Here is a 22,587-nt window from a genome sequence, read left to right as displayed (position 1 = left end):
ATGAACATAAAAAAATTAAAGGAAAATGCTGTAATACCAACATACGGTTCTGAATACGCAGCAGGTGCAGATTTATATGCTGCAATTGATAATCCTGTTACAATTGCTCCCGGAGCAACTGAATTTATCGGCACAGGACTCGCAATGGAAATTCCTATGGGCTATGCAGGTTTCGTATATGCCAGAAGCGGTCTTTCATGTAAAGAAGGACTTGCCCCTGCAAATAAAGTCGGAGTTGTTGATGCTGACTACAGAGGTGAAATCACTGTTGCACTATACAATCACTCTAACGAGGCTAAAACTGTTGAACCTGGTGACAGAATTGCCCAGATGGTAATTGCTCCATTTTTAAAAGTTGACTTTACAGAAGTTGGGAAACTCTCAAAAACAGTTCGTGGAGTTGGCGGATTTGGTTCTACAGGAAACAAATAACAGTTGATTAATGATTATTTGATTATTAACTATTTATAATCAAATCAACTATTTATTAATTAATAATAATAAATAACTTATAAATCAATATATAATATGGATTTTATAATGTTTTTAAGGATAGTAACTTTTTTAGTTATTATCCTTATTTTTTCCCATTACGATATTTATTAACCAGGCTAACGGTTCTGCTGCGTTCTTTGCCTCCTGATATGTATTAGTTTGTGCACCCACTTCTATAAGCATAGATTGTTTACACAAATCTAAATTGTATTTATATGCATTTACATAATTATGCCTTGCAAAACCCGGATAATAACATTCCGCGTTAAGTTTCATTTGAAATGCCAAAGCTAGATTTTCATATAAATAAGGATTGTATAAATATCCTATATCTCCAGTTGTCTTAAATCTTGACATCCCATTAAAAAACATAACCTGTGCTGTAGACTTACCATTTATTTCAGTTACAAGTTTTGTCCCTGTATTTACACCATCTCTATGAACATCTAAAATCAAACTTATAGACGGATATTTTTTTATAATTTTTCTTACGCCTACTCTTGACTGGTCATAAGCTTCATTTCTGTCCAGTCTTCCATTTACAATGTCATAATAAGTTTTGTCGTGGATTACATTATAACCAAACTGCTCCTTTAGGATTTTGCAAAGTCTGTCACCTACTCCGATTATTGTGGTGTCATCATTTCCGTTGCTATTTACAAACTCCTCCCTTGAATGAGTATGATATATTAGAATCTGGGGCTTTTTATTATTTCCCTTTATTTTGAATTTTTCATTAATGGCTGATTTTAAAGGCATATCCGCTTCTTTAAATGTTGTGGCAGACGTTACAATATAATACTTGCTAAGAATGTTGTTGAAACTTCCAATATTGCTTTCCGTATAAACTTTTCCATTAATTTTTGGCTTTGGTACAATTGTTTTTGTGGCTGTTTTAACAGCTTTATCTTTTTTGATTTTCTTTGTTGTTTTGTTTGTCTTATCTATATTTTTCTTTGTTGTGGGATTTTCTTTTGTTTCCGTGCTTTTCGCATTTTCATACACCAGATTAATTACTTGTTTGTAACCCGGATCATCAATATTATAAGTGTATTCACTTTTTGCAATATACTCAGAAACTATTTCGTTAAGGACTTTTTTCTTTGCTGCTGTCGATAAAGATTTGTGATTTTCAATATATAACATATATTGTTTCATTACATCACCATTTTCCACAAGTTCCTTGACAATTATGTCCGATGCATCGTTTATAACATTGCCTGTCTGGTCTTTTATCTCCTCTTTAGTCATTATGCTTACGCACCTTACTCCAATATATACACATAATATTACGATTATTATTTTCATGAGATTTTGAAAAAAAGTACCTTTACACATATTTCCCCCACCTTTGTCCCACTTATATAATATATGTGGAAAAGCTTTAGTTTATGACAACACTTCCCTGCAAAAATCATTAATGCCATGTGCAATTATTTTACTTAAGTTGTCAACAATTTCATCTACATCTTTTGGTGTCACAAACAAGTCCTCTGTTTCTTCTGACAATAGTTCCTCAAACAATTGATATTTTTCCTGTGGTGTGTAGTCTTTAAAAGCATTTCCAATCGGATTGTTTTCTATTTTTGAAAGTATTCTTATTAAATTTTCCATTGTGTCATTTACAATTGTTGCACCACTTACAACCATTGGCACGCCTATGGCTATTACTTTTTTTCCAAGACTTTCTTCGTTTAGACCTTTTCTGTGATTTCCGATTCCTGAGCCTGGGGTAATGCCTGTGTTTGTTATTTGAATTGTTGTTGTAATTCTTCTAACGTTTCTTGCTGCTAAAGAATCTATTGCAATAATTAAATCTGGATCAATTTGGGACACCACACCTTTTATAATGTCGTAAGTTTCCATGCCTGTTTGTGATAAAACCCCCGGTGCCATACAATATATGTTCTTAGTGCATATTATATCCCTTACAGTTTTGGGACCTAATGCATCAGGGGTCGCCATTGAATTTCCAAGACCTACTATAAGGATTGATTTGATATTTTCTTTTGATGTAATCTCTTTTAAATAATTGCATAAAAACTTTCCCAGCTCTCTTCTATGGGCTTCTTTAGAATATCTGATTTTGGGAGATTCCATTGTAATATAGCTTCCAATTGGTTTGCCCATGGTTTCTTTTCCTTTTTCATTAACAATTTTTACAACTGTGGTCAGCATGTTTACGCTATTTTCTTTTTTCTGATAACTTTCAACTCCTTCTATTTGAATATCCCTGTTAAACTTTTCTCTTTCTTCCAGCGCTAAATCTGTATAAATATTTTTCATGGTTAATCTCCTTTTTGCTTTACCTTTTTTGTTCTGTCATTTGTTATTTTATTTTTATTCTGTTTTTATCTACAAATAGTATTGACAACATTGTGCTTTTTTACTAGAATAAATCTTGATGTCTGTATCTAGTCCGCATATTCCAAAGGATACAGACTATGAAACTGATTTCCAATCTCTCTCAACGGAAATCAAATTTTATAATTTTTATTTATCGCGGAGGTAAGAAAAATGGCTAACATTAAGTCAGCAAAGAAAAGAATTTTAGTTAATCAGACAAAATACGAAAGAAACAAAGGCGTTAAGTCAGCAGTTAAGACTTCAATCAAGAAGGTTGAAGCAGCAGTAGCAGCTAACGACAAGGTAGCAGCTGAAGCAGCTTTAAAGGCAGCTACAAAGGCTATTACAATGGCTGGTTCAAAGGGTATCTACCACAAGAACAACGTAGCTAGAAAAGTTTCTAGATTAACAAAATTAGTAAACACAATTGCTTAATTTTAAGCAAACAAAATAAAACGTCGGTTTTTAACCGGCGTTTTATTTTGCTTATTTTTATCTTTTGTTTATCTCTTTTGTTTTTAGTTCTTCTATTTTATTCTTTTTGTTTTATTCTTTCTATTTTTTTATTTATTTTTTCTTATTTTAATTCTTTCTACTGTATTTAACTAAGAGCATTTCTACTCCTATGTTTTCATCCATTATGCCTTTTTTTATATTCTCTTCTGTTGCAACGCAATCTGCTAATGCCAGCTTTAATTCATTTACAGAAAAGTTTCTGCTTTGATTAATGCTTTTGTTTGCAATAAATCCCTGCACACCCATTACAGATGCTATTGCATTTCTATCCATGCCTCTTGCTGATAAATCTTTTGCCTGAAGGATTAAGTTAAACTGTCTTGAAACCATAAACAATATTCTCATTGGTGGTTCTTTTTCTGCTACTAACTCATAATAACAGTCCAAAGTTTTCTTTTGATTCTTTACGGAAATTGCATCCACCATGTCAAATATTCTAACGTTCAACTGTTTAATACACACCGCATCTATATCTTCTTTGGATATAACGTCCTTGTCTAGATCATAACTAATAAGCTTCTCGATTTCTCTGGAAAGGACTTCCATGTCCGTTCCAACATTACCTATTAAATACGACATGTTAGCATTAGTTATTTTCTTACCGTCATGTGCAAATATTCTTGCAGCCCACATACTTAAGTCTTTTTCCGTCTGTCTGTTAATCTCGCAAATATAACCATTAGCCTTAACAGCCTTGTACATCTTGCTTCTTTTGTCCACATCCTGTTCTACAAACAAAAAAACCGTACTTTCAGGTATTTTTGACATATACTCCGCTAATTGTTCACCACCGCTTTTAAAAAGCCCTGTTGACTCCATAACTATTAATCTGTGTTCTGCAAAAAAAGGAAATGTTTCAGCATTATCTATTACTTCATTAACATCGAAGTTTTTTCCTTCATATAAAGCCAGATTCATGGTATCGTCACCTGCAATTGCCTTAATCATCTGATTCTTATAATTAAGCTTTAGGTATTCCTCTTCACCACAAATTAAATATGCATTTTTAAAATTTCCTGATTTTATATCTTCTGATAATGTTTTCACTTTTCTGCCTTTCCATAATTGTATCTTTTTTCTTACATTGTTCATAATTTTAACATACATTAAATTTATGAACAAGTAACCACTATTACTTATCTGTATTTTTTATGTTTTCTATTATATTAATCTCCTTGCCATCACTTATTATATCCACTTCTCCTGAATAGTCTGTTCTAAATATTTTGGAAGTCACCTGCTCCAATCTATCTAAAGTTTCCTGTGTGGGATGCCCGTACATATTGTTTTTTCCTACGGAAATAAATGAATAAGTTGGCTTTATTTTCTCAAGCCACCTGTCTGTTGTAGAATATTTTGAACCATGGTGAGCTACCTTTAAGGCAACACATGCCCTTATATTATTAACAACTAACTTGTCCTCCAGTATTTTTTCTTCGATTTCACCGGATATGTCCCCTGTGAAAACCATTGAAAACTGATGGTACTCCAATCTCAAAACCGTTGAATAATCATTTCGGTCATCATTTATGTATTCCGTTCCGGGACTTAAACAGGTAAATTTCACATTACCTATTTTCAGGCTATTCCCTTTTGTAATGTAAAGTACATTTATTTTATTGTTTTCTGCACTGTTTACAACTGACATGTATTTTTCATCCTTTAAATATATGTCAGGCAATATGATATTTTTAATCTTTAGTTTTTTGATACTACTGTTTAAAAGCTCGTTTATACCGTTAACATGGTCTTCATCACAATGTGTAACTACCACATAATCTATTGTTCCATGTCCCCTTGACTGAATAGTTGGTACAATTCTGTTCTTTGCCACATTTTTTACTGTGGTGCTTCCACCGTCTATTAGCATTGTTGTGTTGTTAGGCATTCTTAAAAATATCCCATCACCCTGTCCCACATCAAGCATTGATATATTTAGTTTTCTACTATTCACAATGTTATTTTTTACAGGATAATAACCATAAATCACAACTTGGAATAAAACAATTTGCAAAAGGAAAACGCTGTATAATTGTAACTCCTTTACTCTTCTATTTCTTTCTATATTTAATTTTTCAATCATTGTTATCCCGCCTAAAGGAACAGTTTTCCGTAATACTTTTTCTTCCCTTTCAAATTGTTTTCTTCTTTTTTCTAACCAACACACTCCTATTAGAAATAATATATAAATACACACTATCAGCCATACTTCAGGCTTTCCCACAGTTATATTTGATAAGGGTACATCAGCCATTAAATCACATAATTTCTCATAAAATTCTAAAACCAACGCTCCCGGCATTATGCCTACTACTCCTAACGTTGTTGTTATTAAAGACAACATAATTCCAACAATTCCTGATATAACAACAATATTCATTAGCGGAATAATTATAAGATTAAGTAAGAACCCGTAGGTTGGCAATGAATAATAATTATATGCTACTATAGGGCTCATAAATATTGACACTACTGCACTAAACATTAAGGAGCTTTCACATTTGTACTTTGCTTTTTTTAATTTATTTATTCTTCTATCTTTTTTAGATATAACGTTATCGTTCTCTTTGTTTTTGTCTAAATTTCTAATTTTTTCTTTAAACTGAAAAACATACTCTATTTTTTTCCATACTATTATTATGGAAAAAATTGCTGCAAAGGACATCTGAAAGCCCGAATTGTAAATAATAAAAGGATTGTTGATAAGTAACAGTATTCCTGCAAGGGACATAGACGTAAGACCATCATAATTTCTTCCTATGGCATCACCTATTAATCTTAATGCAAACATAACCATTGCCCTAATTGTTGCCACAGCCATGCCTGACAGAAAGCCAAATAAAAACACCACTATTATTGAAAAAAATGCTGATACAAAAAACTTAAATTTCCTTCTAAGGCTATTGTAAATAAATATGCCAATGATGCTTATATGCAACCCACTAATAGCAAGCACATGAGCAATTCCCGAAAAAGCGTACAAGTCTTTTATTTCAGTATCCAGATTATTTTTATCACCTAACAGTATTGCCTCATACATGGAATCTTTATTTTTTAATATTTCCAAATTCCATTTATTTTTATTGCATATATCATCAAGTCTTTTTTCAATAAAGCTTTTTAACTGGCGTATATTTTCTTTAAAAATGTTGACTCTTTTATCGATTACAACAATCTTATTAGCACTAAGCGTCCCGTATATACCAAGACTTTCGTAATATTTCCTGCTGTCAAAATTGCCCTGATTACGTGTATTTTCAAATTGTTCAAAATCTCCCCGCACTTCTATTACATTGCCTATTTTTATTTTAGAAACATCCTCTGCATATACAATTATATTTTCATTTTTTCCAGCGTCAAATTTGGATTTCCTTAAATAAATTCCGTACCCCATTTTCGTTTCTGTTATTTTTGCAACTATCCCACTTACTTTAACATTACCGTCTTCAATGGAATATATCTCATCTCTGGTAGCCTGTTCTGATTTCGTAATAACTAAACCCATAACCAAAAACAAAAAAATCACCACTAAAAAACTTACCTGTTGTTTAGTGATGATTGTATAACCTACTATAAATACAATGGAAGTAATTATAATCCCAATCCTTATTCCACTATATAAATTAGTTTCAGCAATAAACTCTCCAAATACAAAAGCCAAAAATGATATAAAAATTGGTCGTTTAATGCTTTTCACCTTCTATTTAATTAAATCTAAATTTCTTATAAATGGCTGCTCTAAAGAAATTTCCTCATTGTACTTAATTGAAGTTTCACCTCTAACACTTATCTGAACCTTATGAACTTTATCAAGTTCCGATAGTGAATTAACAATAGAATAAATAACAACTTTAGGTGCCACCTGATTTCGTTCTGTTAAGAAATTACTGTCAAAGTCTACATAACAGATACTGTTCGCTGTAACAACGCTTAATATCTTAATTTGGGAAGACAAAGTTCCTACAAATCCTTTTCTGGAAGGACCTTTAATCAGCTGTTCAACAATGTATCTTTCCTTTGTTTTATTTCCATATTTAACATTTTTTAATTTATATTCTTTTAATGCTGTCCCTTTTTCATTAGAAAAATATAAAATAAAATCCTGTTTATCCTGCTTATTGTTTCCTAAATCTGATACAAAATCAGAAGCATTCATTGCATTTAAATACTTTCCGTCTTTTCCTGTACATGGTTTTCCTTCTACAGTAAATGCAACGTACTCAACTGACTTTAACTGTATAAGACTTAAAACAACTGAAGACCTAAGCAGCAGTTCTCTTTTAGAACTTAAGTCATAATATTTCTTACTAAAATCTATTTTCACTACTCCGTCTAAAAAGTCATAGCCGTTTACCTTTACACTTTTTGGTATTGCACTTTTATAATTCTGCTCTTTTCCCTGAGTAGTTAAGCAATCAAGTATTTCACCAATACTTTGAATTGTACTTTTATTTTTCAGGTTATGTTGTTCAGTTGCAACTGTATTTTCACTTTTTGAAACGTAGTAAACCGACAAACCTGATTTTTTCTTTTCTTCATTATTGCCACAGGCAACAAACAAAGATGCAACCATACTTAACATTACGGTAATAATTAAAATTCTTGTAGTTTTCATTTTTACACCCTTATACAATATATTTAAGCGGAATTCTTACAATAAATGTTGTTCCCTCTCCTTCTTTACTATGAATCTTAATTGATCCATGATGCTTGAGAACAATATCTTTTGTAATAGCCAAACCTAAACCTGTTCCACCGGTCTCTCTGGCTCTTGCCTTATCCACTCTAAAGAATCTTTCAAAAACTCTTTCCTGATCTTCCTCTGCAATACCAATACCTGTATCAATTACCTTTAGGTAAAAATACTGATGGTCTGAATTAAGTGAAACTGTAACCGTCCCATCCGTATTGTTATATTTTATTGCATTTTCAACTAAGTTAGTTGCAACGCTTGCAAATTTTATCTCATCTACATCGGCAATAACTGGTCTGAAACTTTCAAATACAAGCTCGATGTTTTTATTTTCAGCAATAGGTTTTAGTCGTTTTAATACAGTCTCTAATATTTCATTGATATTTACAGTTGAAATATTAAGTTCTACATCCGGCTTTTCCATTTTAACCAAACTTAACAAATCGGTTATAATGTCATTTTCCCTGTCAATTTCCTTACAAATATCACCTAAAAATTCCTGATATAATTCTTCAGGCATCCCCTGATTTCCAATTAAGGATTCTGCCAACACCTTCATTGATGTAATCGGTGTCTTTAACTCATGGGAAACATTTGAAACAAATTCCTGTCTTGTTTTATTTTGTGCTTTCATTCTATCTACATAATGAGAGAAATCTTCTGTTATTTTCGTTATTTCAGGATATTTACTCTTATTTTCATCATGTGTATGACCATGTGTAATTCTCTTAATTGAACCGTACATTTCCTTAATCGGTCTGTTAAACGCTACCGAACAAATCCATGCCATAATAAGTGCAAAAACAGCAACTAACGAATCTGCAATTGCTGCAAATCTGTCAACTGTTTTTCTATAGCTTTGTACATCCTCCATAGAATATCTGATATACAAAACACCTATAATGCTTGACTTGTTATTAACTATATTATTTGAAACATTAACGCTTATAATCAAAGGCTGGGCAAATTCAACATATTTACCTTTTTTGCTGTTAATAAATATGCTTTTTCCCTCCATTGCCTTGATTACATTCTCAGCAACACTTGTTTTTCCAACTGCACTGTTGTCTGTATCTTCAACAATAACATACTGGCTGTTAATAATCTGTACTCTACAGTTATGTTCCCCTGCAAGCTGTGCTATTTGAGTTTCTATAACCTTAGACTGGTTATTTTTTTCTAAATAACCCTCACTTACTATGCTATTTTTTAGCATGGAGTTGTTTATTTTAAATCGTTCTATCTTCTTATCACTATAAGAGTCTACCGATAAATTTACCAATACAATACTAACAATTATTGTTGGTATCATTATTAGTAAAGACACCGATATAAATATCTTAAATCTTAAGCTTCTTAATAAATTAATTATTTTTTTTAACCACTTTTTTTCCATTGTTCTATCCCTGGAAGTAATAACCCATGCCCCACTTTGTATGAACATACTCTGGTTTTGCAGGGTTTTCTTCTATTTTTTCTCTTAATCTTCTTACATTAACATCTACAGTTCTCGCATCTCCCGGATACTTTGTACCCCAAATTAAAGTAAGCAACTGTTCTCTTGAATAAATCTTGCCGGGATTTTCAGCTAAAAGTTTTAAAATATCAAACTCTTTTACAGTAAGTCTTATTTCCTTTTCATCTATGTACAGACGTTTTGCATCTATATCTAATTTCATGCTACCTGACACAATTACTTTTGGTTCTTCCTGTACTGTAGGAGTTTTTCTGCGATTACGTCTTATAATCGCTTTAATTCTTGCTTTCACTTCAAGAATGTTAAAAGGCTTAGTGATATAATCATCTGCTCCATATTCAAGTCCTAAAATCTTATCCATATCCTCGCCTTTTGCTGTAAGCATAATTATTGGAACATCTGAAAATTCCCTAACCTGCTGACAAACCTGATATCCGTCAAATACAGGTAACATTAGATCTAAAAGCATAATGTCATATTCTTTATCTCTTGCCTTATCTATGGCTTCCTGTCCGTCATAGGCACAATCCACTTCATATCCGTCCTGCTCAAGACTAAATTTCAGTCCTTTAACAATTAACTTTTCATCATCTACCACTAAAGCCTTCATTTTATTTCTCTCCTACTATCTATATCCTATACGGTAATTAAATCTTCAATATTGGAATAGGTTGAGTCGCCTATACCTGATACATTTTTAATGTCTTCTTTTGAAGAAAAACTACCATTCTCTTCTCTATATTTTATAATTGCTGCCGCCTTTGAGTTTCCAATTCCAGGCAACTTGGTTAATTCACTTTCCCTTGCCGTATTTATGTTAATCAGACTGCTATTTATATCCTGATTTTCGCTTAAACTATCATTAGTTTCACCAGATATGCTTTTCTTTGAAAGACTCTTTTTGTATTCTTTCTTAGACATTACATAAATATTTTGAGCATCTACAACTGTTTCTGCTAAATTAATGTTGTTTTTCTTAGCATTCTTCGTTAAACCGCCGGCTTTCTTAATTGCCTTATAAGCTCTGTCACCATTCTTCAATTTATACACACCCGGATACTTAACCTGTCCGTTAACATATACGTATATATTATCATTTTTTGTTTCCTGTTTTTTGCTACCTGATTCTAACACACTTTCGTTAGAACTTTCACCGGATAATTGCACCGAATTATCCTTTCCACAGCCAACAAAAAAAGAACATGTTGCAAGTACAACTGTTATCATAATAATTATTTTATTTGCCATTCATTCTCCTTTCGGAGCTTCCCTACGAACGCTACTCTAATTGTACAAAAATAAACAATACTTATCAACTGACTTTTTTAACAATTTTAAAATTGAATTACCTGTGAAAAATAAAAATTCCCACAATTGCAACTAAGGCACCAACCAATTTGCTCCACTGGAAAGGTACTTTGTCTACGCCAAACAGACCGAACAGCTCAATTAAATATGCAACAATTATCTGAGATATAACAATAATAAGCACAGCTTTTGCCGGACCTAAACTGTTCATACCTTTTATAACTGTCATTGTTATAAAAGCACCTATAACGCCTCCTAAAAGCATGTACTTATTTTCAACATGAAACATCCCCATTACATTTTGTTTTCCTGTAACAAACCATGCAATTACGCAAACTAAAAAAGCAGTTAGCTGAACCCACGAATTTGCTGCCCACATACTACTGCTTTTTGTTATTCCCGTATTAAAAACCCCTTGTATACTCATTAACGCACCTGATATTAATGCAATAATAAATCCCCACATAACTTCCTCCTAAAAAACTTTTTCTTTAGGATTTCCAAATATGTAACTTTTATGCAATTTAAAAAATCTTCTTCAAAGACCATGGGACCTATTCTTAACGCAATGCAGGAATGGGGCGACATCACTTTTTCTTTTCAGTTAAAAAATCACAGAAATTGTAGTTCCTTCATTTATATAACTTTCTATTTTTATTTCTGCGTTGTGTTGTTCTGCTATATGTTTTACTATTGCAAGTCCAAGACCTGTACCACCTGTTTTCTTTGACCTTGCCTTGTCAACACGATAAAATCTTTCAAATATGTGCTGTTGCTCTTTTTCAGGTATACCAATACCGTTATCCCTAACCTGAAGAATAATGTTGTCTTTCTCTCTAAATACTGATACCCAAACATTTCCTTCCGGCTTGTTGTATCTAATAGCATTATCACAAAGATTATAAATAATTTCCTGTATCATATCCTGATTTGCATCAATTACACAGCCATCTTCACACTTATCCAATGAAATATTAACATTATGCTTTTCTGCATTCATTTGAAGTATTTCCACACAATTAACCACTTCATCTGTAAGACTTACTTTAGTTTTTGACATTTGACCATTCATAACATCAAGTTCTGAAAGTTCAATAATATCATTAATCAAAGACAACAGTCTTAATGAGCTCTTATGAATTTCACCGGCAAATCTACATATATCCTCTTCCTTTGCCATACCTGTTTCAATCAACTCTGCGTAGCCCGAAATTGATGCCAAAGGTGTTTTTAATTCATGAGAAACGTTTGCCGTAAAATCCTGTCTCATATTAGCACTCTTTTTCAAGGCTTTATGCTGACTGTGTATCTTATTTAAAAACGGCTTAATTTCCTCGTAAGTTTCTGTTACTTCTTCCTCATCCATATTTTGAGCAAGCTGTTCTATGGGTTCTACCAATCTCTTTGCAAGAAGCTTTGATACGATAAAACAGATTATTGCTACCAATAAAAGTTCCATTATTAATATTGGTAAAATCTTAAAAATAAACTGCCAGACACTTACTACTTCTTTTGCCACACGAAGAATCTGACCATTCTCCAGCTTCTCGGCATAGTAGTAGGTTGTCTTGTCTAAGGTATCAGACTTTCTTGTTGCCTCACCATGTCCATGCTCTAATGCCTCTTTAATTTCAGGTCGGTTTACATGGTTATCCATAGTTCCAATATCTGCATTACTGTCGTATAAAACGTCGCCCTTTGTATCAATAACCGTTATTCTTAAATTATCAATCCTGGGATCAAAATCTTTTTCAACATACTGCAAAACAGCTTCTGTTGTATTAAGAATATGGACGTGTGTTTTCAAATCTTCCATAACCTGTTCACTAAACAAATTATAAAAGGTAAACACTGTAACACTCATTGTAAAAAGCATCATTATTACTGATACTAACGTCATTCTAATATAGATTTTTCTTTTCATCTTATCCTCTTTTTCTATACACTGTTGTAATTAAATATTGTTTATGATTCCGGATAGAACTAATTTTTCACCTGTTCACATTCTACCACTTTAATTATTACAGGTATATCTACTTTTCCTTTTTATAATTTAAAGTGTAACCAACATTTCTAACAGTTTGAACTAATGCACCCTTGTCACCTAATTTCTTTCTTAAAGTCTTAATGTGCATGTCTAAAGTTCTTGATTCTCCTTCGTAATCAATTCCCCATACTCTGTCAAGGATTCTGCCTCTTTGAAGGACAATACCCCAATTTTGCATAAGGTATTTTAATAATTCAAACTCCTTATATGTTAAATCACACTGCTTACCATCTACAGTTACCTTATGTTTTGCATCATTAAGAACAATCCCCTCAAATTCCAGTGATGTTTCAACAGAAAGATTAGCTCTTCTAAGCATTGCCTTTACTCTTGAAATAAGCTCCATTACACCAAAAGGCTTTGTCATGTAGTCATCCGCTCCCTGGTCAAGACCTTTTACTTTGTCCATTTCAGATGATTTGGCAGTAACCATAATAACCGGTATGGAAGCTGTTTCAGGATGTTCCCTTAAATCTTTTACAAGGGATAAGCCATCTCTGTCAGGAAGCATAATATCCATAATAATTAAATCCGGATATTTATTTTCCATTTTTTTATCGAAATCCTTGGCATTTGAAAATGTATAAACTTCAAAGCCTGAATTTTTCAATGCAAACTCTTCGATTTCAGCTATATTCTTGTCATCTTCAACTATATATATTTTCTGCATGTATTTTCTCCTTATCGAAAAAAATGGGCACGTTTCCATGCCCATTTTCGTTAGTATCTTTTCTAGTTTATTTTCTTTTCAGATAAAATAGAAAATGCAATATTTACAGCATGATCTGCAATTCTTTCGTAACCAATTACTAAATCAGTAAACACAAGTCCTGATTCAATTGAGCATTTTCCGCCTGCCATTCTCTTAACATGACCTTCCTGACAATCAATTTTCATCTGATCTATAACATCTTCTAAACGGTCAACTTCATCAAATTTTGATTTATCTTCATTTACAAAGATTTCAACTGCCTTCTCGTATATTTCCATAACTTTCTCATACATAGTAAGCATTTCGTCTCTGCCTTCTTTAGAGAACTCGATTTTCTGATTCTTCTCTTTCAAGGCATCATCCATAATATTAACTGCATGGTCGCCGATTCTTTCAACGTCAATTACTACATGGAAAAGTCCACCTAATCTTTCTTTATCCTTAAGTGGTAAACCGTATCTGTTAGCATCAACCATGTATTCAGTAATACCATGACTTAAAAAGTCTATATATTTTTCTCTGGCATATACTTCCTTATATGTTGAAAATTCCTTGTCAATTAAGGCTTTTGATGATTCTTCTAAGTTAATCTTAACCATGTCAGCCATACGCTGAATTTCCTGAACAACTTCAACCACAACAGTAGTTGGGTTTGTAAGACCTGATTTTCCAATATACTTTAATACCATCTCGTCTTCATCCTGCTCTTCACCAGATCTAGAATGAATAACCTTCTTGGATAACTTAACAAGTAAGTTAGAACATGGTAATAAAATAATACACTGGAATACCTTAAATATTGTATCTGCATTTGCTACAAAACGCTTATCTGTTCCACTAATTGAATTAATCAAATTAACAATTGGTTCTGAAGCAAAGATTAAAATAGCACCAATTACAACTAATCCTACAACATTAAACATTACATGGATAAAAGCTGTTCTTTTTGCTTTTCGGTTTGCATTCATTGCTGCCATAACCGCTGGCATACATGAACCAATATTTGCACCTAAAATAAAATATAAACATGCAAGATAATCTGTTCCACCTGTTACCGGATCAATAATAATATTTGAACCTGCCAACAATACAAGCACACTGACTGTTACTGATGAACTCTGAAGAATTGATGTAAAAATCAATCCTACAAGCACTGATATTATTGGGTTAGTTAAATATCCAAACACATTCATTAATTCAGGTATTTCCTTAATTCCATGAAGTGCTTCTGTCATAAAATTAATTCCTAAAAATAATGAACCGAAACCAAAAATAACGGCTGCGATTTTCTTTAACATTGGTTTCTTACAAAATGATAATATTGCCGCACCAATGAAAATAATAAATGGTGCCACTGCTGTAAGTTTCAATGAAACAAGCTGTGATGTAATTGTTGTACCAATATTCGCACCAAATGTAATTCCTACAGATTGTTCCAAAGTCATGATACCGGCATTAACAAAACCAACTTCCATAACGGTTGTTGCACCGGATGACTGGATAAACGCTGTGAATAAAGCACCACATACAACAGCTATATATTTATTTCTTGTACAACGGTCCAAAATGGTTCTTAACCTACCACCTGCCGCCTGCTGTAAGCTGTCGCTCATATACTTCATTCCAAAAAGGAATAGTGCCAATCCACTAAGCAATTGTGTAATTAATACATACATTTTCTTTCTCCCATAAATTTTATTATCTGAACATAGTTCATTTTAATCATATAAATTTATAAGTTTTCCGTAAACCACCTTAACAATCTAATGTAAAGTCTATGTAAAATTTTATCACAGTTTTTACAAAAAACAAAACTTTTTTTACAATATTGCAATTTTTGTAAAAACAATTCAATTTAACAAAGAAAAAGCAATCCGATGACACAAACCTGCCACCAAATTGCTAAATCAGTCAAATTATAATTTTATAAACATTTACGTAAAATAGTAATCATTTCGTCAACCTGCTCTTTTGTTATAATAAGCGGTGGCAACATTCTAAGAACATTTCCCCCTGCTGATATAACAAAAAGTCCGTTTTCAATTGCTTTTGCAATTGTATCGCCTACAGGTGTCTCAAGAACAAGTCCCTGCATCATGCCTTTTCCACGTCTTCCTTTTACGTTGTCGAAATCTTCTACAATTTTGTCTAACTGCTCTTCTAAATATGCACCAACAACTTTTACGTTATCTAAAACATTTTCTTTTTCATAAATATCAAGGACTGTTGATACAGCCTGTGTTGCTAATGGATTGCCACCATACGTTGTTCCATGGTCGCCCGGAACTAAAGAGTTACAGCATTTCTTGCCGGCAATAAATGCACCTACAGGTACACCACAGCCAAGTCCTTTTGCTGAAGCAATAATATCCGGTACTACATCATAATTTTGGAAAGCAAACATTTTTCCGGTTCTACCCATACCACACTGCACTTCGTCACAAATCATAATTATGTCTTTTTCTGTACATAACTCTCTTATGCCTTCAATAAATTCTTTTGTTGCAGGATAAATTCCACCTTCACCCTGTAGTGGTTCCAAAATAATTGCACAGGTTTTATCATTTACTAATTCTTTTACACTGTCTAAATTATTATATTCTGCAAATTTAATGCCACCAATCATAGGCCCAAAAGGTTTCTGATAATGTTCATTTCCTGTAAGTGCCAATGAACCCATTGTTCTACCATGGAAAGAATGATTCATTGCAATCACTTCATGATTTGCATGACCGTCTCTGTCATAAGCATATCGTTTTGCCATTTTTAAAGCACCTTCAATAGCTTCTGCACCACTGTTTGTAAAGAACACTTTTTCAAGCCCTGCTGCCTTAACAATTTTTTCAGCAGCTTCTATAGATGGTATATTGTAAAATAAATTAGATGTATGAGTTATTTTGTCAATCTGATTCTTTAAGGCTTCTTTGTAAACTTCATTGCCATAGCCTAAACTACATACGCCAATTCCTGATGCAAAATCTAAATATTTCTTTCCATTTACATTATAAATATAAGCCCCTTCTGCTTTATCAATAACTACTTTAAATCTATTATAAGTATGTACAAAATATTGTTCTGCCTTGTCCATATACTCTGTATCTTTCATATTTTCACCCAAAACCTTTCTTTTAATCTAAATTATTTATTAAAGAATTTTGTCTGTTCATCGCCTAAAATTGCTGTTCCAACACCCTTGTTTGTAAAGATTTCCAAAAGAATACTATGAGGGATTCTTCCGTCAAGGATATGAACTCTTGAGACACCATTTTTTATTGCATCCATACAGTTTCTAATCTTTGGTAACATACCACCTACGATTATACCGTCTTCAATTAACTTTTCTGCTTCTGAAACTGTCATTTCAGAAATTACCGTACTGCTGTCATCTTTATCCATATAAACACCTTCAGTGTCTGTTAAAAACGCAAGTTTTTCAGCCTTTACTGCCTCTGCAATAGCACTTGCAGCATCATCAGCGTTAATGTTATAGCCATGGAAATCTTCATCTAAACCAATAGGACATACAATTGGTAAGAAATCATCTTCAAGTAATTCAAGAAGTATATCTTCATTAACGTGTGTAACTTCACCTACATATCCAATATCTTCGCCCTCTGATAATTTTTTCTTTACAGTGAGAAGTCTACCGTCTTTACCACTAATACCAATGGCACGAACGCCTAACTGTTCTACTATCTGAACTAATTTCTTATTTACACTGTTAAGAACCATTTCAGCAGCTTCTAATGTGTCCTCATCTGTTACTCTAAGTCCGTTAATAAACTTAGTGTCCATTCCAAGTCTGTCAATATGACGGCTGATTGCCTTACCGCCTCCATGAACAATAATAGGTTTAAAACCTACTAATTTAAGAAGTGTAATATCCTGAATAACACTCTTCATAAAGTTTTCATCAAACATTGCACTACCGCCATATTTTACAACAATAATTTTTCTGTTAAATCTTTGAATATAAGGTAATGCTTCAATAAGAACATCTCCTTTTTCAATCCATTTATCCATATCAAGTTGCTGCTGTCCCTTCATTATCATAGCTTCTCTCTCCTTTTCTTTACCTAATCTGCATATTTATTATCAGTCCTGTTGTGGCTCAATGTCTTTTTTCAATATTGTATAAGCACAAGTTGATAAAACATTTTGACACTATAATTATATTTATTATTTTTAACTTCTGTAGTCAGCGTTAATGCTTACATATTCATGTGTTAAATCACAGCCCCAGGCTGTAGCTTCTGCCTCTCCCATTTTCATGTCACATATAGCTGTAACATAGTTTTCTGACAAAATTTCTGTAGCTTTTTCTTCGCTGTAATCTGTTGCCATTCCATTTTCAACTATCTTTAACTTACCTGCTTTACTTTCAAAATAAATATCTACTGTGTCAGGATTAATTTTTGCACTTGAATAACCAAGAGCACATAAAATTCTTCCCCAGTTAGCATCATGTCCGTAAATAGCAGCCTTTGTTAAACTTGATGTAATAACTGATTTTGCAAGTGTAACTGCCTGTTCTTTAGAACTTCCGTTAACGATTTTCACTTCAAATAAAGCTGTTGCCCCTTCGCCATCACCAGCAATTTTCTTTGACAAAAATACATTAACATTATGTAATGCTTCTACAAATTTATAGTAATCGTCATTTTTTTCTGTAATTTTGTCATTACCTGATAAACCGTTTGCTAACAATAAAACAGTGTCGTTTGTTGAAGTATCTCCATCAACAGAAATCATGTTAAATGTATCCTTAATGTCTTCTTTCAAAGCCTCTGTTAAAAGTTCCTTTGAAATATTAATATCTGTAGTAATAAAACCTAACATTGTACACATATTAGGATGAATCATTCCTGAACCTTTGCACATGCCACCAATAGTACATTTCTTACCACCGATTTCTACTTCGTAGGCAATTTCCTTTGGAACTGTATCTGTTGTCATAATGGCTAATGCTGCATTATGACCTCCGTCAACTGTGTCATTTAATTCAGGCACAAGCATTTCAATGCCTTTTGTGATTTTCTCCATAGGAAGCTGGGCACCAATTACACCTGTTGACGCAACTAATACTTCATCTTTACCTACATTTAAAGCTGTAGCTGTAGCTTCTGCCATGTCTTCGCAATATTTCATTCCCTCAGCCCCTGTGCATGCATTTGCCACTCCGCTGTTGCAAACTACGGCATGTACAAAATCACTGTTTTCTACTATATTATTGTCCCATTTTACAGGGGCAGCTTTAACCTGATTTGTTGTAAAAGTACCTGCTGCAACGCATGGTTCTTTACTATAAATCATAGCCATGTCTTTCTTTTCTGTATTACCTTCTTTAATGCCGACTCTAAGACCATATGCACTAAAGCCTTTTGCAGCTGTAACGCCGCCATCTATTACTTTCATTGTTTTCCTCCTAAAAATTTTCAACTTCAATTCCTTCTACAACAAGATGTTATCCATCTGAAAGGGAACTTAATAACATTATCGAAAGCCCGCTCCCGCTGCGTCCGCCTCGTAGCGGTTCTATCAAGCCGACTTTGCTGCCTTGATGAACCGACGGGCTACCAGCGCTTTCTTTTTAATGTTATTAAGTTTCCTTTCAGTTGTTTGCAAGCGAGCTTGCAACACCTTTTTTCTTATGCCTGGTAGAATTATGTTCTATGGGAACATTGGTACTTGTTGTAAGCCTTCGCTTTCCGGTAATCCAAATAGTATGTTCATGTTTTGAACTGCCTGACCGGCTGCTCCTTTGATTAAGTTATCAAGAGCTCCCATCATTACAATTCTGTTTGTTCTTTCATCAATCTTGAAGCCTACATCAACGAAGTTACTGCCTTCAACCCAACGTGTTTCAGGTGTTTCGTCTTTATTTAATACTCTGATGAAGAATTCGTCTCCGTAGTATTTGTCGTAGGCTGCCTTTACTTCTTCATAAGAAACAGGCTTCTTTAAATTAGCATATGCAGTTACTAATATTCCTCTTTGCATTGGTACTAAATGTGGAGTAAAGTTAATCATTACTTCCTCACCTGCTGCATAGCTTAACTGTTCTTCAATTTCAGGTGTGTGTCTGTGTGTTGTTACACCGTATGCTTTGATGTTTTCATTTACTTCGCAGAATAAGTTTGGAACTTTTGCTCCACGGCCTGCTCCTGAAGTTCCTGACTTTGCATCAACAATAATTGACTTAGGATCAATTAAGCCTTCTTTTACCATTGGGTAAATTGAAAGGATACTGCATGTTGTATAGCAACCCGGATTTGCAATAATTCTTGCACCTTTTACTTTGTCTCTATTAATTTCGCAAAGTCCATATACAGCTTCTTCTATAAACTGTGGGCTTTGGTGTTTGATGCCATACCATTTTTCGTAAGTTGCAACATCTTTAATTCTAAAGTCTGCACTTAAATCTATAATTTTTACCTTATTTAATATTTCTTCATTAACTAATGAACCACATAAGCCCTGTGGTGTTGCTGTAAAAATAACATCTACAGCTTCTGCTAATTCTTCCATATTATCTTCTAAACATTTTGCATCAACAATCTGAAACATATTTCTAAATACTGATGCGTAATCCTGATCAACATAACTTCTTGAGCCAAACCATACAACTTCAGCTTCTTTATGCTGCATAATTAATCTTACAATTTCTACTCCTGCATATCCTGTAGCGCCAATAATTCCAACCTTGATCATAATTTCCTCCTATATATAAGCAGTCAAATCTATTAATCTAACCTATTATAATAATGAAATATAATATTGAACCTATTCATTTTATAATAATGAAGCTCTTCATTTCATTATGTGTTAATAGTGTTTTTCAGCCATAAAATATGGTATTTATGGACCTGTTTAATTTTATAATCATATTACATAAAATACAAGGGATTTTACTGCAATGTAGAAATTATACACCTATTATGTATAATATGCAAGTTTTCTTTAAGTTTTATGCATAATTATACATAAATTTATATTTTTTCTTGCATTTTATGCATTATTGATGTATAGTAACTCGTGGAAAGAATATATATTATATGGAGGATTAATATTATGGCAAAGGAAAAAGTTATTTTAGCTTATTCAGGTGGTCTTGATACAACTGCTATCATCCCTTGGCTAAAAGAAAATTATAATTATGATGTTGTTTGCTGTTGCATCAACTGTGGACAGGGCGAAGAATTAGATGGTCTTGAAGAAAGAGCTAAATATTCAGGTGCTGCAAAATTATACATTGAAGACATTACAGATGAGTTTTGTGATGACTACATTGTACCTTGTGTACAGGCAGATGCAGTTTATGAAAATAAATATTTACTTGGTACTGCTATGGCTAGACCTGGTATTGCTAAGAAATTAGTTGAAATTGCAAGAAAAGAAGATGCTGTTGCAATTTGTCATGGTGCTACAGGAAAAGGTAATGACCAGATTCGTTTCGAACTTGGAATTAAGGCTCTTGCTCCTGACATTAAGATTATCGCTCCTTGGAGAGATGACAAATGGAACATGGATTCAAGAGAAGCTGAAATTGAATATTGTAAGGCTCATGGAATTGATCTTCCATTTGGTACAGACCAGAGCTACAGCCGTGACAGAAACTTATGGCACATTAGTCATGAAGGATTAGAATTAGAAAATCCTGCAAACGAACCAAACTATGAACATCTTTTAATGTTAGGTGTTTCTCCAGAAAAGGCTCCTGACGAAGGTGAATATGTAACAATGACATTTGAAAAGGGTGTTCCAACATCTGTTAATGGTAAAAAAATGAAAGTATCTGACATTGTTCGTGAATTAAACAGACTTGGTGGAAAACATGGTATTGGTATTATTGATATTGTTGAAAACCGTGTTGTTGGTATGAAGTCTCGTGGTGTTTATGAAACTCCAGGTGGAACAATTCTTATGGAAGCTCACAGACAGCTTGAAGAATTAGTTCTTGATCGTGCCACAATGGAAACAAAGAAAGATATGGGCAACAAATTAGCTCAGATTGTTTACGAGGGTAAATGGTTTACACCACTTCGTGAAGCTATACAGGCATTTGTTGAATCAACACAGGAATACGTTACAGGTGAAGTTAAATTCAAACTTTACAAAGGAAACATCATCAAAGCCGGAACTACTTCTCCATATTCATTATACAGTGAAAGCCTTGCATCATTTACAACAGGTGATTTATATGACCACCATGATGCTGAAGGATTCATCACATTATTTGGCTTACCACTAAAGGTTAGAGCTATGATGAAGAAAGAAAACGGACTTCAGAAATAATTGAATTTTATTTGATTAAAATATTTAACATAATAAATGGTCTCCTATGAAATTTCATAAGAGACCATTTATTATATTTATTCATTTTCTTCAGCAGTTTGATCTTCCTTTATAAATTTCTCGAAAGCCACTACTAATTTTTCTGATATTTCTTCATTATTTAAAATATCATCTATTGATATCCAATGCTTATTTGCCAATTGTTCTTTAATTTTATTTTTATCTTTATTTTCAAAATACTCAATAGGATCAAACCAATTACGTGAATTAAAAATCAACGCAGTTCTATCAGCATTTGTTTGACATCTTCCCTTAATATCTTTAAGTATAACATTTGGAGATGTTGTTTTGCTATTATTTGTAACATATCCTTTTGTAAACGATATTCTTCCAATTTGTGAATGACAATTACCACTTTTATAATCAATTTCACTCTTGAACAAATTAATTATGTACTCTTTTCCATTGTAATTGGTCTGTATCCACATATACATTCTTCTGTCATTATCGCTCCTTGAGTTCAAGCCACATCCTCTCCCCCCTTTCTTTTCTACACTCATGTACCTTGAATTGTAACCTTTTAGTTTATCAACTATTTTTTTTCGGGCTTCGTTTAATAAATCTATTTGCTTATCTAATACCTCCATATAACTGTTTTCTTTAGTGTTCATTTGCACTCCTCCTTATTAATATTATAT

Annotated in this window: 20 protein-coding genes; 3 read left to right on the top strand and 17 right to left on the bottom strand. The window is 33.0% G+C overall.

All coding sequences use genetic code 11. The annotated features are described in order from the left end of the window. Window positions 1-432, top strand: a complete 432-nt coding sequence (gene dut, locus DW006_RS02345) for a dUTP diphosphatase (protein ID WP_117998878.1) — start codon at window positions 1-3, stop codon at window positions 430-432. A 132-nt stretch (window positions 433-564) separates the two neighbouring features. On the opposite strand, the gene spoIIP is transcribed toward dut, so the two are convergent. Together spoIIP and gpr are read right to left on the bottom strand one after the other, a co-directional pair. After that, window positions 565-1,746 (bottom strand): stage II sporulation protein P, encoded by a 1,182-nt coding sequence (spoIIP, locus tag DW006_RS02340; RefSeq protein WP_158561044.1) that lies wholly within the window; start codon window positions 1,744-1,746, stop codon window positions 565-567. A gap of 138 nt (window positions 1,747-1,884) precedes the next feature. After that, complete coding sequence (gpr, locus tag DW006_RS02335) at window positions 1,885-2,781, bottom strand: GPR endopeptidase (protein ID WP_117998876.1); 897 nt, start codon at window positions 2,779-2,781, stop codon at window positions 1,885-1,887. A 231-nt stretch (window positions 2,782-3,012) separates the two neighbouring features. Between gpr and rpsT the strand changes: the two genes are divergently transcribed. Continuing rightward, window positions 3,013-3,276, top strand: coding sequence for a 30S ribosomal protein S20 (gene rpsT, locus DW006_RS02330; protein ID WP_117998875.1), 264 nt, complete (start codon window positions 3,013-3,015; stop codon window positions 3,274-3,276). A 147-nt stretch (window positions 3,277-3,423) separates the two neighbouring features. Here rpsT and holA read toward each other — a convergent pair whose 3' ends face one another. From holA to argC, 14 genes are all read right to left on the bottom strand, one after another. After that, a complete protein-coding gene (holA, locus tag DW006_RS02325; protein WP_022164807.1) occupies window positions 3,424-4,404 on the bottom strand; it encodes a DNA polymerase III subunit delta in 981 nt (326 codons plus the stop codon). A gap of 85 nt (window positions 4,405-4,489) precedes the next feature. Continuing rightward, window positions 4,490-7,054: a DNA internalization-related competence protein ComEC/Rec2 gene (locus DW006_RS02320; RefSeq protein ID WP_117998874.1), complete on the bottom strand. Its 2,565-nt coding sequence runs from the start codon at window positions 7,052-7,054 to the stop codon at window positions 4,490-4,492. A 3-nt stretch (window positions 7,055-7,057) separates the two neighbouring features. After that, window positions 7,058-7,972 carry a GerMN domain-containing protein gene (locus DW006_RS02315; RefSeq protein WP_118436231.1) on the bottom strand — a complete coding sequence of 305 codons (915 nt, stop codon included), beginning with the start codon at window positions 7,970-7,972 and terminating at the stop codon, window positions 7,058-7,060. A gap of 10 nt (window positions 7,973-7,982) precedes the next feature. Next, window positions 7,983-9,446, bottom strand: coding sequence for a HAMP domain-containing sensor histidine kinase (locus DW006_RS02310; protein ID WP_158561042.1), 1,464 nt, complete (start codon window positions 9,444-9,446; stop codon window positions 7,983-7,985). A 4-nt stretch (window positions 9,447-9,450) separates the two neighbouring features. Next, window positions 9,451-10,137, bottom strand: coding sequence for a response regulator transcription factor (locus tag DW006_RS02305; protein ID WP_117998871.1), 687 nt, complete (start codon window positions 10,135-10,137; stop codon window positions 9,451-9,453). A gap of 26 nt (window positions 10,138-10,163) precedes the next feature. After that, window positions 10,164-10,775 (bottom strand): helix-hairpin-helix domain-containing protein, encoded by a 612-nt coding sequence (locus tag DW006_RS02300; RefSeq protein WP_117998870.1) that lies wholly within the window; start codon window positions 10,773-10,775, stop codon window positions 10,164-10,166. 97 nt (window positions 10,776-10,872) lie between these two features. Then, window positions 10,873-11,301, bottom strand: a complete 429-nt coding sequence (locus tag DW006_RS02295) for a DMT family transporter (protein WP_117998869.1) — start codon at window positions 11,299-11,301, stop codon at window positions 10,873-10,875. A gap of 138 nt (window positions 11,302-11,439) precedes the next feature. Beyond that, the gene (locus DW006_RS02290) at window positions 11,440-12,759 is read right to left on the bottom strand and encodes an ATP-binding protein (protein ID WP_243002558.1); all 1,320 of its coding nucleotides are present in this window, start codon (window positions 12,757-12,759) and stop codon (window positions 11,440-11,442) included. 109 nt (window positions 12,760-12,868) lie between these two features. Further along, the gene (locus tag DW006_RS02285) at window positions 12,869-13,552 is read right to left on the bottom strand and encodes a response regulator transcription factor (protein WP_117998868.1); all 684 of its coding nucleotides are present in this window, start codon (window positions 13,550-13,552) and stop codon (window positions 12,869-12,871) included. Window positions 13,553-13,614: 62 nt separating this feature from the next. Next, window positions 13,615-15,270 carry a Na/Pi cotransporter family protein gene (locus DW006_RS02280; protein WP_117998867.1) on the bottom strand — a complete coding sequence of 552 codons (1,656 nt, stop codon included), beginning with the start codon at window positions 15,268-15,270 and terminating at the stop codon, window positions 13,615-13,617. 248 nt (window positions 15,271-15,518) lie between these two features. Next, window positions 15,519-16,700: an aspartate aminotransferase family protein gene (locus DW006_RS02275; protein WP_117998866.1), complete on the bottom strand. Its 1,182-nt coding sequence runs from the start codon at window positions 16,698-16,700 to the stop codon at window positions 15,519-15,521. A gap of 32 nt (window positions 16,701-16,732) precedes the next feature. Next, window positions 16,733-17,647, bottom strand: a complete 915-nt coding sequence (gene argB / locus DW006_RS02270; protein ID WP_117998865.1) for an acetylglutamate kinase — start codon at window positions 17,645-17,647, stop codon at window positions 16,733-16,735. A 132-nt stretch (window positions 17,648-17,779) separates the two neighbouring features. Beyond that, window positions 17,780-19,009: a bifunctional glutamate N-acetyltransferase/amino-acid acetyltransferase ArgJ gene (gene argJ / locus DW006_RS02265; RefSeq protein ID WP_117998864.1), complete on the bottom strand. Its 1,230-nt coding sequence runs from the start codon at window positions 19,007-19,009 to the stop codon at window positions 17,780-17,782. 255 nt (window positions 19,010-19,264) lie between these two features. Then, window positions 19,265-20,305, bottom strand: a complete 1,041-nt coding sequence (gene argC, locus DW006_RS02260; protein WP_117998863.1) for an N-acetyl-gamma-glutamyl-phosphate reductase — start codon at window positions 20,303-20,305, stop codon at window positions 19,265-19,267. Window positions 20,306-20,665: 360 nt separating this feature from the next. Here argC and DW006_RS02255 point away from each other — a divergent pair, with 360 nt between their 5' ends. After that, window positions 20,666-21,889 (top strand): argininosuccinate synthase, encoded by a 1,224-nt coding sequence (locus DW006_RS02255; RefSeq protein WP_022164794.1) that lies wholly within the window; start codon window positions 20,666-20,668, stop codon window positions 21,887-21,889. Window positions 21,890-21,966: 77 nt separating this feature from the next. Here DW006_RS02255 and DW006_RS02250 read toward each other — a convergent pair whose 3' ends face one another. Then, complete coding sequence (locus DW006_RS02250; RefSeq protein ID WP_117998862.1) at window positions 21,967-22,560, bottom strand: hypothetical protein; 594 nt, start codon at window positions 22,558-22,560, stop codon at window positions 21,967-21,969. Window positions 22,561-22,587: the final 27 nt, after the last annotated feature.

The sequence above is a fragment of the Eubacterium sp. AF36-5BH genome (genome assembly GCF_003460505.1).
In the GTDB taxonomy this organism is placed as follows: Bacteria; Bacillota; Clostridia; order Lachnospirales; family Lachnospiraceae; genus Eubacterium_G.
The sequence above is the reverse complement of the archived record's forward strand: the minus strand, read 5'-3'. Positions and strand labels throughout refer to the sequence as shown.